Below are 12,688 nucleotides of genomic sequence, written 5' to 3'. Positions count from 1 at the left end.
CGCTTACAGCATCGGGGTTTGTGCCGGAACGGCAAGGGCATCGTTCTCGACCACGTGCACCTTGGTATCGTTGCTCAGGCGAACCTGACCCGACAGCACGATTTGATCGCCAGCCTTGATGCCGGACAGCACATGGACATCGTTGCCGCGACGCTCACCTGCCTTGACCACCACCTGCTTGGCGCGTTTCACGCCGTCAGCCTCGTGAATGACGTAGACGTTCTCGCCATAGAGGGTGAAGGAGATGGCGGACTGCGGGATCACGATCTGGTCTTTCACCGTGGGCAGTATGATGCTGGCGCGGGCGAACATGCCGGAACGGAGCTGGCCGTCGTTGTTCGGAATGTCTGCCTGCACCTGGATCAGGCCGCTCTGATAGTTGACCGCGGGCTCGATGGCCGTGATCTGGCCGTCAAACTGGGTCTGGGGATAGGCATCCACGTTGATTTTGATGGTCTGTCCCAGGGTGATTTTGGAGATGTCGGTCTGGGGCACGGTGAAGCGCAGGCGCATCACGCTGGTGTCTTCGAGGCGCACAATCTGGGTACCCGGTTCCAGATACTGGCCGAGGAAGACGTTGCGCAGGCCCACGGCGCCGCTGAAGGGGGCTCGCACCTCACGACGGGCGATGGTGGCCTTCAGACTGTCGATGTCCGCCTCCAGGGAGCGGTAGCTTGCCTCGGCATCATCCAGCTGGTCCCGGGAGATGGAGTTCTTCTGATAGAGGTTCTTGTAGCGTTCGAACTTGGCCCTGGCTGCCGGCAGCCTGGCCTGGGAGGAGTTCAGATTGGCTTTTTCCACACTGGAGTCCAGGCTCAGCAGCAGTTGATCCGCTTTGACATGTGCCCCCGATTCGAACCGGATGCTGTCGATGGTGCCTGACAGCTCGCTGGAGAGGGTGACCCCCTGGTTCGGCTCGATGAAGCCGATGGCTTCAATGGTGGGGACCCAGTCTTGCGCCTTGGTGACCATGGCGGTGACCGGGAACTCGGGCTCGGGCCGATTGGCCATGAACTCTGCAATCTTCTTCTGCTTGAACATATTGAAGCCGATGACACTGCCAAACAGGGCGAGTGCTATCAGTAACATGATGGCCATCCACTTTTTCATGAACAGGCTCCTGTGATGGAAACATTAGGGTTTAAAATGGCATTCCAGCTGGCCCGGATGACCGTCTCCAGCTGTTCCTGCGTCAATTCGAAATCGTGAACCCGGCGCTGCTGTGCCAGGTTGGCCACGCAATCCAGACTCAATGCTTGCAACACCAGAATGGGGAGATCGATGAAGAGTCCCTGTTGGCGTCCTTGCTCAAAGAAGCGCTCAAGTGGCGCCCACGTCGCCATTATGACCGGATCCCGCTCCAATTCAGCCCCCAATGGAGAACTTTCGTACTGCAATTTGCACTTGAGTGCATTGGGGTAGCTGGTGAAGATGGCATCGATGTTGAGCCAGAGGCGCCGATACTGCTCATAGGACACCTCTTCTATCTGCACACCTTCCATGACCAGGGGATGAAACTTGAGGATAGTGTGCTGATAGAGCTGGCGGATCAGGTCATCCTTGTCGCTGAAATAGCGATAGATGGTGCCTGCCGCCACCTTGGCTTTCTTGGCGACCACGGCAATGGAAAGGCCGTAGAAGCCCTGCTCGCCGAGGATCTCGTGAGCTGCTTCGAAAATGCGTTCTTTCTTATCCATAGTTATCAGAGGTCAACGACTGAATGAACGTTCATTCATTCTAGGTGGGCGCAAAGGCAAGTCAAGCATTGCCCATCATCTCTGACCCTATGGGGTGAGGGATTCAAAAAGTAGTGGGGAATTGCTGGATCCAGCCTGAACAAAACAAAAATAGTTGAAAAGGGTCGGAAGTGATTGAAAAACAGGCACTTGATTCTTTGTGTCAAAAAAAGAGTAGACAAGGTCGGCATCATCATCAATAATGCGCCCCGTTCGACAGCGTAGCGCCCGTAGCTCAGCTGGATAGAGCGCTGCCCTCCGGAGGCAGAGGTCACAGGTTCGAATCCTGTCGGGCGCACCATCAAAAGTGCGCCGGTTAAACGGGCGTGTTGAAGAACGAAAACAGCTGTGGTGGCTGTAGCTCAGTTGGTAGAGTCCCGGATTGTGATTCCGGTTGTCGTGGGTTCGAGCCCCATCAGCCACCCCATTTTACAGCTTGTCAGGTACGCGAAGGTGGCGGAATTGGTAGACGCGCTAGCTTCAGGTGTTAGTGCCCCCCGGGTGTGAGGGTTCGAGTCCCTCTCTTCGCACCATACTTGCTGTATGACGAGGATGACCAGATGGTCATCTTTGTGTTTTTGGAATACCCCCTCGGTGATTAGCGCAGCCCGGTAGCGCATCTGGTTTGGGACCAGAGGGTCAAAGGTTCGAATCCTTTATCACCGACCACATTTGAAAACCCCGCTCAGGCGGCAATGCTGTTCACTTAAGAGAATTTGAGTTCCAGTCCACGTAGTATCAGGACAAAAAAGCGAGGGAGGCATGATGCCTCCCTCTTTCTATTGCAAGCCCCGCTGGATAAAGGCTGGAGGAAGATCGACTGGACACAGCCTTGCCCCCTCAACTCAAATCCAATTTATGAATAATCAGTCAAAAAAGTGCTTATCTGAACAGCATTGCGCTCAGGCGGGGTTTTTGCTTTTTGGCGTTTCTCTTTCGCTTTTTCCTGTCACGTCTTTTTACACTTCTTCAGGCGCCTGTTCGCCACGAGTTCGCTATGCTGGGGCCCGGAGCCGCGAGACAGGGGACGCTCGGGCACGGACCAGATACAAGGCCTATGCATCACCATATCACTTCTCTTCAACTCTCCGTGCTGGCCATGGCCGCACTGCTGCTGGGTGGTTGCGCCCTGCAGCCGAAACCGGAAGATCTTCTGATGGGCGCCGCCCCCAAGCCAAAGGCCGAACTCGAGGCCACCTTGGTAACCAGTGGTGGCTTCTGCGTGACCCTGAGCGAGCAGGGCCGTCTGCTGACCCAGCCCTGCGATCAGCAACCGAACCAGTCATTCAGCTGGGATGTCGGTGCCCTACAACTGGCCGGGGATTGCCTGGTCGCCAGAGGGGAAGATGGTCTGGGGATGGAGGCGTGCCGGGAGGAGAGCCATCAATGGCAGTGGCAGGGGGATCGGCTGTTCAATCGGCAGGTGTCGTTGTGCCTGGATGTGGCGGGTCGCCGTCACAAGCCGGCCGTCCCCCTGCGCCTCGCCGAATGCTATGGCGGCGCCAACCAGAGCTTTGAGTGGACGCCCTCCGGCACGCTGTTGAACCGTCTGATGCACCCGGCTCTGGTGTGGTGACAAGAGAGCGAGAAACAAAAAGGGTGGCCACATGGGCCACCCTTTTTCGATCCGCGATGGGGATGCCTTATCAGCGGGTCTGGGAGGCGAACAGTTTCTCCAGATAGACGGCAACGCCATCTTCATCGGAAGTGAGGGTCTGTTCGTGCTCTGGCAGGGCCAGTTTGAGGCGATCATGGGCGTTGCCCATGACCACGCCACGGCCCACCATGCTCAGCATCTCGAAGTCGTTCATGCCATCGCCGAAGGCCACGGCCTGTGACATCTCCAGGCCGTGCTGCTCCAGCACGGCGCGCACGGCATTACCCTTGTGCACACCGGCATGCATCACCTCGAGGCAGTCAGGCAGGGAGAAGGTGACGTTGAGTCGATCACCATATTGCTGGTTGAGGTGCGCCTCTATCTTCAGCAACTTGTCGTGGTCGCCGATGTAGAACACCTTGTTGACCCTGTCCATCGGGTGGCTGGCGAGATCCGCCAGACGGTAGCTGAAGCCGGAGTCGTGATGGAACTTCAGCAACCAGGGCAGCTCCTCTTCCACCAGCCACTCGTCGCCGTAGTAGACGTTGATGTGGATGGACGGGTCGCGTTCCATGGCGATCAGCTCGGCCGCCACCGTGCTCGGTAGCGCCTGGTTGTAGACCAGTTGATCCTGCTTGTCGTGTACCACGGCGCCGTTGGAGGTAATGAGGTAGATATCCAGCCCCAGCGCATCGCGGATGCTGCGCACATCCACATGGTGACGGCCGGTGGCGACCACGAACTTGACGCCCTGGTCGACCAGGCGGTGCAGGGTATCCCGGGTGCGGGAGGAGATCTGGTGCTGCCCGTTGAGCAGGGTACCATCGAGATCGGACACAACTACCTTGAACATCATTACCTCGACTTCAATTGAACGCCGGGGGAGTGTACCCCAGCGTCTGCCGTCACCCCATTTATTTAGGGATCCAAAAAATAACCAGCCCCTTCTGGTCGCGTCAGTAGCGCGCGAAGAAGGCCAGGGTTGCATTGAGCGCGGCGTGGCGCTGGGGATCCGCCTCGATGAAGAGCTCGTGCCAGGCCCCTTCGATGCGCAGCGGCTTGCTCCCTTCACATTGTGCCTTGGCGCAGAAGGCCTCCTGGGTGGCGTTGTCCACCACGCTGTCCTCGCCGGCCTGCAGCAGCAGCAGCGGCGTCTTGATGGCGCCGGCGTCGGCTACGGCCGTGTCCGATCCTGTGATGGCCTGATGGATCCAGTGGGCGGTGGCGCCCCCCAGCCTGACCTGGGGATGCTGTTCGTAGATCTGGCGGAAGGCCTGATAACGCGCCGTGCTGTGGGTCAGCTCGTTGTCGGCAAAGCCGTGATCCTCATAGGGTCCCTGACCCGGGCCGTAGGGGGGCTCGCCCACCCAGCCGCCGACCGTGCCGATGGTGGCCGCCAACCCCTTGGCCAGCCACTTGGGCAGGCCGCCGAGGTTGATGCCCATCATGGGGGAGGAGAGCACCGCCGCCTGGATGTCGTTCGGCCAGCGTTCCAGATAGCGGGCCGAGATGGCCCCCCCCATGGAGTGGGCCAGCAGGAACAGCTTGGCAGGCTTGTCCGGTACAATCACTTCGTCATGAAACTGTTTGAGATCGGCGACATAGTCGTCGAACTGGTCGACATACCCCTTCTCTTTGTCGGCCAGCATGCGGTCTGACATTCCCTGGCCGCGATGATCGATGAGGTAGAGGCTGTAACCCTGGCGCCAGAGATCCCAGGCCAGCTCCTGATACTTGAGGTAGCTCTCGACCCGGCCGTTGACGATGAGGATGGCGCGATCGATCTTGGGTTGGCGCAGGGCGGCATAGCGGAGGGTGACCCCGTCTTTGCCCTTGAACTCCCCCTCGACGGCATGCTGGCGCCAGAAGTCGGGCAGGGTCTGCTGATAGAGGGCGGGGACGTCGGCTTCAGTGGTCAGCTGGTAAGGATTGCTCACGGCAAGGGCTCCGGCAGAAAACAGGGTCAGGGCCAGCAGGGGCAGGTGGTTAAGCTTCATCAGTGTACTCTTCCGAAGGATCATCCGATTGTTGTGCGGCCCATCCTTTGCGGGTCAGCTGCATCTGCTGCCACCAGCGTTCGTCCGCCAGGATCTCGCCGGTCGGGCCGAGCTGGGGGTAGGGCATCTCTTTCTCCTTGCAGAGCTGGGCATAGACGGGATAGCCCCCCTCGAACAAGATGGTGTTCTGTTCTTCGAGTGTGAGTGGGCAGCCGCGCTGATAACAGCCGGCCAGTTCGCGCTGGCGCTGGGCCTCGTAGAGGATGGCGGCGGCGGCCACCGAGACGTTGAGGGACTGCACCATGCCCACCATGGGGATGACGATATGGTGATCGGCCAGGGCCAGCGCCTCTTCGCCGATGCCGTGCTTCTCCTGGCCCACCAGGATGGCGGTGGGTCTGGTGTAGTCGATGGCGCGAAAGTCCACGGAGCTGTCGGAGAGGTGGGTCGCCAGGATCTGCATGCCGGAGGCCTTGAGTTCGGTCACGGCACTGCCGATGTCCGGGTGCAGCTTCACGTCCACCCAGTTCTGGCTGCCGCGGGCGGTGCCCTTGCGCTTGTGGATCCAGCTCTTGGGCCAGACCGCGTGCACCCGGTGGATGCCGATGGCATCGGCAGTGCGCACGATGGCGGCCAGGTTGTGAGGTTTATGAACCTCTTCCATGCAGACGGTCAGGTCGAGCTGGCGCTGGGCCAGCATGTCGGAAATGCGTTTGAAGCGTTCAGGAGTCATGTCGGTTTCTATGTCGTGAGGCCGGTGCATGCAACAAGGCTGGTGGCTTGCGGCATGGGGCCCTGGGTATCTCTTGAAAAGCAGCAGGCGGCTTGCGCCGCCTGTGTTCAGTTTTTCTGTCGGCTCACCCTGAGCACGTTGGGCATGACCCGGATCTTGCGCATGATGTTAGCGAGGTGGATCCGGCTCTTGGTGGTGATGAGCAGGGTGACCACATAGACCCGGCCATCTTTCTCCTCGGTGCTGATGGCGTGGATGTTGGCGCCGGTGGCGGCAATCACGTTGGCCAGCTCCGCCAGGGCGCCCTGGTGATTGACGATCTCGATGCTGATGCCGGTGCGGAATTCCTGCTCCTGCTCCTTGTCCACCTCCCACTGCACCGGCAGGTATTTGTCCGGTTCGCGGCTGTAGCCCTTGATGTTGCGGCAGGACTCCTGGTGGATCACCAGTCCCTTGCCCGGGCTGATGTGGGCGATGATGGCATCCCCCGGGATGGGGCGGCAGCAGTTGGCGAAGGTGACCAGCATGCCGTCGGCACCCTTGATCGGCATCTTCTTGCTGGTGGATTTGGGCTGCTCTTCCGGCGGCAGCTCATCCCCCAGCATGCGGCGGGCCACCATGACGCTCATGGCGTTGCCAAGGCCCACGTCGGCCAGCAGCCCCTGCAGGTTCTCGTGTTTGGTGTCGGCCAGCACCTGCTTGACGCGGGCTTCCGGGATGTCTTCGATGTTCTTGGCGCCGAGGGCATGGTTGAGCAGGCGGCGGCCCAGCACCACGGACTCTTCGGTGCGCAGGTTCTTGAGGAACTGACGTATCTTGGAGCGCGCCTTGGTGGTCACCACGAAGTTGAGCCAGGCCGCGTTCGGGCGGGCGCCGGGGGCCGTGATGATCTCCACCGTCTGACCGGAGTGCAGCGGGCTGCTCAGCGGATAGGGGTGGCGGTCGACCCGGGAACCGACGCAGGCATGACCGATGTCTGTGTGCACCGTGTAGGCGAAGTCCACCGGGGTGGCGCCGGCGGGCAGCTCCATGATGCGGCCCTCTGGTGTGAAGACGTAGATCTCGTCGGGGAAGAGGTCGGTCTTGACTCCCTCGATGAACTCGAAGGAGCTGCCGGCGCTCTGTTGCAGCTCCAGCAGGCTCTGCATCCAGCGCTGGGCGCGGATCTGGGCCGTGGTGCCCGAGCTGTCCCCATCCTGCTTGTAGGCCCAGTGGGCGGCGACGCCCTTGTCGGCCATCTGGTCCATGAACTCGGTGCGGATCTGCACCTCCACCGGTACCCCGTGGGGGCCCACCAGGGAGGTGTGCAGGGACTGGTAGCCGTTGGTCTTGGGGATGGCGATGTAGTCCTTGAAGCGACCGGGGCGCGGCTTGTAGAGGCTGTGCATCTGCCCAAGCACCCGGTAGCAGGTGTCTATGTCTTTCACTCTCACTCTGAAAGCATAGATATCCATCACTTCGTGGAATTGCAGTTCTTTCTTCTCCATCTTGTTGTAGATGGAGAACAGGTTCTTCTCGCGTCCGCTCACTTGGGCATCGATGCCGGCTTCCCGCAGACGCCCCTCAATCTCGCTCTGGATGGAGTCGATGATCTCACGCCGGTTGCCACGGGCGCGGCGCACCGATTCCCGCAGCACCCGGGAGCGCATGGGGTAGAGCGCCTCGAAGCCGAGCTCTTCCAGCTCGTTTTTCATGGTGTGAATACCGAGGCGGTTGGCGATGGGGGCGAAAATCTCGAGGGTTTCCCGGGCGATGCGGCGGCGCTTGTCCGGTCGCAAGGAGCCGAGGGTACGCATGTTGTGAGTGCGGTCGGCCAGCTTGATCAGGATGACCCGGATGTCCTGGGTCATGGCCATCATCATCTTGCGGAAGTTCTCGACCTGGGCTTCCTTGCGATCGCGGAACTTCAGCTTGTCGAGCTTGGAGACACCGGAGACCAGCTCGGCGACGGCGTTGCCAAACTGCTCGGCAAGATCGTCCTTGGTGACAGGGGTATCTTCGATGACGTCGTGCAGCACGGCAGCCATCAGAGTCTCATGATCGAGGCGCATGTCGCCCAGGATGCGGGCCACGGCAACGGGATGAGTGATGTAGGGTTCACCACTGGAACGCATCTGTCCCTGGTGAGCATCACGGGCTACCACATAGGCTTGCCTGAGCTTCTCAACCTGCTCGGGTGGCAGGTAGGAACTGGCTATTTCTTTAAGATTTTCAAATAAATACAAGACAGTCCCCGCAGCGGTTAAACGGCAATCCGTGAAATTGAGGGTATGCCCTCGAGTTTGCGAGGTTTTCGAGCGGTTGTAAATGGGGAGAACAGCCGGCACCCGGGCGGGCGCCGACTATGGGAGGCGACTGACTTAGCCGCGACCTTCTGCGATGGCAGCAACGGCAGCCAGCTCGGCGGCTTCCTGCTCTTGCTGCTCGTAGCGGTCCTGAGTATCCATCACCTGGTTGTTGACCAGACCCAGTTCGATCTCGCGCAGGGCGATCACGGTCGGCTTGTCGTTCTCTTCGTCGACCAGGGGATCCTTGCCTTGTACCGCGATTTGACGAGCGCGGCGCGCGGCGACCAGCACCAGGTCAAAACGGTTACCTACCTGTTTTACAGCATCTTCTACAGTAACGCGGGCCATGCGGGACTCCAGTGTTTGGGCTTTCTGTGATTGAAAAAGCAGTGTTTAAAAATGACGCAAAAGTTTACTTGTTTTTGGCTTACTCTGCCAGTAGCTGTTTCAGCAAGTTTTGCTGGGCCTGCTGTTGCTGACGCATTTCCAGGCGCTGGCACTCGATGACGGCCCTGAGTTGGAACAGTGCCAGCTCAAAGTCTTCATTGATGATGACATAGTCATACTCGTCATAGTGCACCATTTCGGCAATGGCTTTCTCCATCCGGCCCTTGATCACCTCGGCGCTGTCCTGGCCGCGGCCGATCAGGCGGCGCTCCAGCTCCTCGCGGCTGGGAGGCAGGATGAAGATGGACTTGGTCGGCATCTGTTCGCGGATCTGGCGGGCGCCCTGCCAGTCGATGTCGAGGAAGACGTCGATGCCCTGCGCCAGGCAGGCCTCGATGGCGGCGCGGGAAGTGCCGTAGTAGTTGCCGAAGACTTCTGCCCACTCCAGAAAGTCACCGCGCTCGATCAGCGCCTTGAACTCTTCCACCTTGACGAAGTGGTAGTGCACCCCGTGCTCTTCACCGGGACGGGTGGCGCGGGTGGTATGGGAGACCGACAGCTGCATCTTGCCGGCGGCGTTGTGCTGGGTCAGCAAGGTATTGAGCAGACTGGACTTACCGGCCCCGCTCGGGGAAGAGATGATATAGAGAGTGCCTTGTTGCGCCATGTCTGTACCTTTAAGCGATGATCCGCGCTTTGGTTGTAGCAGAGGCCGCCGTCTTGTGCCCGATAAGGGAGACGGTTGCTCGCAATGCGCGGAGGAATCAGAGTCAGGAGGATGTAAAGGCGGCGAATGTTAGCAGATGGGGGCGGATAAAAAAACGGCCGGAATCATATTCCAGCCGATCAAAATATCCGTAGCTTGCTGTGCGGGCGTTACCCGCATAGAGGGCCATTCTGCCCACGGAGCCGGGGCCGGGCCATCAGATTATCCCTGCGCCAGGGCTCGGAATTTCCGAGTTGCCCTGGGTCGGTAGAAGATGCTTGTCGGTACAGAGGCGCTCGAAGGCGGCGATGACCCGCTCGCGGCTTATCGTGGCCATGGCGTCCGGATCCTTGAGGCGGGTGCGCCAGCCGAGCTCGGCCAGCGGCTTGCCGGTCTCCTGCTCAATCAGTTCCTGATAGACGCTGACCAGATAATCCCGGCACAGATAGGGGCCGGTACGCTCCGGGTTGTGGTGGGCGTAGAGGCCGATCACGGGTGTCCCCACCAGGGTGGCCATGTGGGCAGGGCCGGTATCCGGGGCCAGCACCAGGCTCGCCTCGCCAATCAGCGCCAGCAATTGCTTGAGGCTGGTTTGCCCCACCAAATCTGCCGGCTTGCTCTGGCTGAGGCGTTGGATCTCGGCGGCGAGATCCCGCTCCAGCCTGGCCGGTCCGCCGCACAGATAGACCTGAAAGCCCTTGTCTGCGGCGTGATCCGCCAGCGCGGCGTAGCCGGCGGCAGTCCAATTCTTGAATGCCTTGCTGGCAGCGGCGCAGATGAGCAGGGTCGGCTTGCCGCCAATTATCTCCTTCGCCCAGGCCTGGTGCTCGGCGCTGATGGGCAGTTGCCAGTCCGGGGTCAGATCCTTTATCCCGAGCTCTTTGGCGAAGGCGAGAAAGCCGTCCAGCACGTGGGGGGAGGTGGGTGAGGGGACCCGATGGTTGGTGAACAGCCACTGACCGTCGCTGGCGCGCTCCCGATCAAACCCGAGTTTGACCTTGGCCTTGATGCCGAGGGTGGCGATGCTGGCGCGCATGGCGGCCTGCAGGTGGAGCAGGGCATCGAACCTGCGCCCCTTGAGGGTCTGCCAGAGATCGCGATAGCCGCGCCACCCCTTGCTCTTGTCGAAGGGAATGACCTCGACCCCCGGCAGATCGGCGAACAGGGTCGCCTCAATCTTGCCGGTGATCCAGGTGATGCGGGTCTGGGGCCACTCCCGCTGGATGACGCGTACCAGCGCCAGCGCGTGGCAGCAATCTCCGATGGCGGAGAGCCGCAGGATGCAGATGGAGGAGGGCGGCGTTTGGAACAGCGGCATGATGTGGCGCAACGATGGCAAAATGGATGGATGGCATTATGCAAACTCCCCTGTGGATTGTAAAATTGCGCCGGTTGCCCGACCGGCACGGCTTTCTGAATGGATGCCCTGCACCCACTATCGACCGGAATTCTCATCATGCTGACACACACCACCCACAACCAGGTCTGCTGGTATGCCGACGGAGTCTTCCGCGATCCTTCCCCTGCCTTGTTCGATCCTGTCTGGTGGCAGACCCATCGCCAGGTGGTGGGTTCTTCCATCGGCCGCGGGGTGACCTGGTTCGTGAAGGATGAATCCCGCCACTTGGTGCTGCGTCACTACTACCGTGGCGGCATGGTGGGCAAGCTGGTGCGTGACCGGTTCTGGTTTGAGGGGGTGGAGAGCAGCCGGGCCATGGCTGAATATCGTCTGCTGGCGACCCTGAGTGAACAGGGGCTGCCGGTGCCGCGCCCCTTTGCGGCCCGCATGGTCAAGCAGGGGCCCTTCTATCGGGCCGACATCCTGATCGAGCGCATTCGCGGCGCCAAGGATCTGGTGGCCCTGCTCAAGCAGGGGCCGATCGCCGGTGAGGTGTGGCACAAGATAGGCAAAACGGTGCGCCAGTTGCACGATGCAGGGGTCTATCATGCGGATCTCAACAGCCACAACCTGCTGCTCGACAAGGAGGGCAAGGTGTGGGTGATCGACTTCGACAAAGGAGCCATCCGCTCCCCCGGCAACTGGCAGCAGGCCAACCTGGAGCGGTTGCTGCGCTCCTTCAACAAGGAGTCGCAACTGCACACCAGCTTCCACTTCGTGCCGGAGAACTGGCAGGCCCTGATGGCAGGCTATCAGGGCAAGGTGGCGTGACGTCGGGTTCCACTTCGTAGCTGGAGGCTGGCAGGCCGCTGATGGCGGACCACCAGAGGCGAGAGGTGCGAGGCCAGCGATGCTGGCGCGGTTGCTCGGCGCCAGCACCAATGTTACTTATTGAGTGTGATTGCTTGGACAGATATTCAGATCCGGTTTCGAGGCGCGTGATGGAAAGGTATGAGACTCCCGGGGTTGAGGTCACCACTCCCCTTGAGGTGACGCTGATGGCACAGGCCATGGCGATGTTGGAGGCCGGGATCTGGACCTGGTCGGCCGGGCAGGGTCTGAGGCGGGACCCTTCCTGTCTGCAACTGCTGGGTCTGGAGGGGGGCGAGTTGGGGGATCTCGGCTGGCTGGATCGGGTACATCCGGATGATGCTCCCCGTCTGGCAGAGGCCCTGGAGGCCTGCCAGCAAGGGCGCAGTAACGGGCTTCGACTCGAGTACCGCATCCTGCACCATCAGGGCCATTACATCCGGCTGGAGGAGCGGGTCCGTCGCGACGAAGGGGGTCAACTGCTGGGGGTGGTTCGCCATCTGGATGCCGCCATGGCGCCCCTGGAGGATCGCCACGACACGGATCCCCTCACCGGCCTCGAGAGCCGCAGCCACTTCGAGCTGTTGCTGGATGAACGGCTGGCCAGCGAGAGCGGCAGTTTCTGTCTGCTGCAGTTCAGCGTGGATCACCGCAGCAAGATCCTGCAGTTGTTCGGGGAGGCGGCTTGCGACGCCATGCTGGCCAAGCTGGCCCGCATCGTGCGCCGCGAGCTGCGCCGGGAAGATCCCTTCGCCCGTTGGGACGAAGACGGCTTCATCCTGATGCTCTCCCAGACCGATCGGCTGAGCGGCCTGGAGATTGCCGAGCGGCTGCGTCTCGAGATCGCCGACGCCAGCCTGCTGCCCCAGCGTCCGGTGACCGTGAGCATCGGCCTGGTGCAGAGCCAGAGTGCCGAGCAGCTCGATCACCTGCTGGCCCGGTTGGCCTCCTGCCACGGTCAGGCGAAGCGAGAACACAACGCCGTGGTCGGCTGACGGCCAGTCACTGTCCGCGAACCCATTGACGCCGATGGAC

The 12,688-nt window shown here is 60.9% G+C and carries 12 protein-coding genes and 4 tRNA genes; 7 read left to right on the top strand and 9 right to left on the bottom strand.

The annotated features are described in order from the left end of the window. Window positions 1-3 precede the first annotated feature (3 nt). Both J9889_RS08210 and J9889_RS08205 read right to left on the bottom strand, forming a co-directional pair. Window positions 4-1,110 (bottom strand): efflux RND transporter periplasmic adaptor subunit, encoded by a 1,107-nt coding sequence (locus J9889_RS08210; protein ID WP_039040661.1) that lies wholly within the window; start codon window positions 1,108-1,110, stop codon window positions 4-6. Continuing rightward, window positions 1,107-1,697, bottom strand: a complete 591-nt coding sequence (locus J9889_RS08205; RefSeq protein WP_042016162.1) for a TetR/AcrR family transcriptional regulator — start codon at window positions 1,695-1,697, stop codon at window positions 1,107-1,109. The genes J9889_RS08210 and J9889_RS08205 overlap by 4 nt, the downstream gene beginning before the upstream one ends. 263 nt (window positions 1,698-1,960) lie before the next feature. Between J9889_RS08205 and J9889_RS08200 the strand changes: the two genes are divergently transcribed. The 5 genes from J9889_RS08200 (at window position 1,961) to J9889_RS08180 (ending at window position 3,312) form a co-directional block, all read left to right on the top strand. Beyond that, a tRNA-Arg gene (locus J9889_RS08200) sits at window positions 1,961-2,037 on the top strand. A gap of 50 nt (window positions 2,038-2,087) precedes the next feature. After that, window positions 2,088-2,163 (top strand) — tRNA-His (locus J9889_RS08195). Between the two features lie 20 nt (window positions 2,164-2,183). Beyond that, window positions 2,184-2,269 (top strand) — tRNA-Leu (locus tag J9889_RS08190). Window positions 2,270-2,328: 59 nt separating this feature from the next. Beyond that, window positions 2,329-2,405 (top strand) — tRNA-Pro (locus J9889_RS08185). Window positions 2,406-2,793: 388 nt separating this feature from the next. Further along, the gene (locus J9889_RS08180) at window positions 2,794-3,312 is read left to right on the top strand and encodes a ricin-type beta-trefoil lectin domain protein (protein WP_069651594.1); all 519 of its coding nucleotides are present in this window, start codon (window positions 2,794-2,796) and stop codon (window positions 3,310-3,312) included. A 70-nt stretch (window positions 3,313-3,382) separates the two neighbouring features. Here the strand turns inward: J9889_RS08180 and J9889_RS08175 are convergent, their stop codons facing one another. The 7 genes from J9889_RS08175 to J9889_RS08145 form a co-directional block, all read right to left on the bottom strand. Beyond that, the gene (locus tag J9889_RS08175) at window positions 3,383-4,186 is read right to left on the bottom strand and encodes a Cof-type HAD-IIB family hydrolase (RefSeq protein ID WP_102949268.1); all 804 of its coding nucleotides are present in this window, start codon (window positions 4,184-4,186) and stop codon (window positions 3,383-3,385) included. A 103-nt stretch (window positions 4,187-4,289) separates the two neighbouring features. Then, window positions 4,290-5,330 (bottom strand): alpha/beta fold hydrolase, encoded by a 1,041-nt coding sequence (locus J9889_RS08170; protein ID WP_210556327.1) that lies wholly within the window; start codon window positions 5,328-5,330, stop codon window positions 4,290-4,292. After that, on the bottom strand, window positions 5,320-6,063 hold the full coding sequence (gene trmH, locus J9889_RS08165; RefSeq protein WP_202044895.1) for a tRNA (guanosine(18)-2'-O)-methyltransferase TrmH: 744 nt from the start codon (window positions 6,061-6,063) through the stop codon (window positions 5,320-5,322). Before trmH ends, J9889_RS08170 begins: the two co-directional genes overlap by 11 nt. A gap of 107 nt (window positions 6,064-6,170) precedes the next feature. Beyond that, a complete protein-coding gene (spoT, locus tag J9889_RS08160; protein ID WP_039040667.1) occupies window positions 6,171-8,288 on the bottom strand; it encodes a bifunctional GTP diphosphokinase/guanosine-3',5'-bis pyrophosphate 3'-pyrophosphohydrolase in 2,118 nt (705 codons plus the stop codon). Between the two features lie 135 nt (window positions 8,289-8,423). After that, a complete protein-coding gene (gene rpoZ / locus J9889_RS08155; protein ID WP_005307060.1) occupies window positions 8,424-8,699 on the bottom strand; it encodes a DNA-directed RNA polymerase subunit omega in 276 nt (91 codons plus the stop codon). Between the two features lie 79 nt (window positions 8,700-8,778). Beyond that, window positions 8,779-9,405 (bottom strand): guanylate kinase, encoded by a 627-nt coding sequence (gene gmk / locus J9889_RS08150; RefSeq protein ID WP_210556326.1) that lies wholly within the window; start codon window positions 9,403-9,405, stop codon window positions 8,779-8,781. Window positions 9,406-9,661: 256 nt separating this feature from the next. After that, window positions 9,662-10,762, bottom strand: a complete 1,101-nt coding sequence (locus J9889_RS08145; protein WP_210556325.1) for a glycosyltransferase family 9 protein — start codon at window positions 10,760-10,762, stop codon at window positions 9,662-9,664. Between the two features lie 138 nt (window positions 10,763-10,900). Between J9889_RS08145 and J9889_RS08140 the strand changes: the two genes are divergently transcribed. Both J9889_RS08140 and J9889_RS08135 read left to right on the top strand, forming a co-directional pair. Beyond that, window positions 10,901-11,614, top strand: a complete 714-nt coding sequence (locus J9889_RS08140) for a 3-deoxy-D-manno-octulosonic acid kinase (protein ID WP_010672321.1) — start codon at window positions 10,901-10,903, stop codon at window positions 11,612-11,614. A gap of 170 nt (window positions 11,615-11,784) precedes the next feature. After that, window positions 11,785-12,648, top strand: a complete 864-nt coding sequence (locus tag J9889_RS08135) for a sensor domain-containing diguanylate cyclase (RefSeq protein WP_039040669.1) — start codon at window positions 11,785-11,787, stop codon at window positions 12,646-12,648. The last annotated feature ends 40 nt before the right edge of the window (window positions 12,649-12,688 follow it).

The sequence above is a fragment of the Aeromonas sp. PrichA-15 genome, assembly GCF_017939245.1.
Classification (GTDB): domain Bacteria; phylum Pseudomonadota; class Gammaproteobacteria; order Enterobacterales; family Aeromonadaceae; genus Aeromonas; species Aeromonas caviae.
This window is presented reverse-complemented; position numbering and strand designations above follow the sequence as displayed.

Excerpts from the sequence above, each read along its gene's own strand:
- J9889_RS08210 (WP_039040661.1), bottom strand. The coding sequence starts at position 1,110 with ATGAAAAAGTGGATGGCCATCATGTTACTGATAGCACTCGCCCTGTTT.
- J9889_RS08205 (WP_042016162.1), bottom strand. The coding sequence starts at position 1,697 with ATGGATAAGAAAGAACGCATTTTCGAAGCAGCTCACGAGATCCTCGGC.
- J9889_RS08180 (WP_069651594.1), top strand. The coding sequence starts at position 2,794 with ATGCATCACCATATCACTTCTCTTCAACTCTCCGTGCTGGCCATGGCC.
- J9889_RS08175 (WP_102949268.1), bottom strand. The coding sequence starts at position 4,186 with ATGTTCAAGGTAGTTGTGTCCGATCTCGATGGTACCCTGCTCAACGGG.
- J9889_RS08170 (WP_210556327.1), bottom strand. The coding sequence starts at position 5,330 with ATGAAGCTTAACCACCTGCCCCTGCTGGCCCTGACCCTGTTTTCTGCC.
- trmH (WP_202044895.1), bottom strand. The coding sequence starts at position 6,063 with ATGACTCCTGAACGCTTCAAACGCATTTCCGACATGCTGGCCCAGCGC.
- rpoZ (WP_005307060.1), bottom strand. The coding sequence starts at position 8,699 with ATGGCCCGCGTTACTGTAGAAGATGCTGTAAAACAGGTAGGTAACCGT.
- gmk (WP_210556326.1), bottom strand. The coding sequence starts at position 9,405 with ATGGCGCAACAAGGCACTCTCTATATCATCTCTTCCCCGAGCGGGGCC.
- J9889_RS08145 (WP_210556325.1), bottom strand. The coding sequence starts at position 10,762 with ATGCCGCTGTTCCAAACGCCGCCCTCCTCCATCTGCATCCTGCGGCTC.
- J9889_RS08140 (WP_010672321.1), top strand. The coding sequence starts at position 10,901 with ATGCTGACACACACCACCCACAACCAGGTCTGCTGGTATGCCGACGGA.
- J9889_RS08135 (WP_039040669.1), top strand. The coding sequence starts at position 11,785 with ATGGAAAGGTATGAGACTCCCGGGGTTGAGGTCACCACTCCCCTTGAG.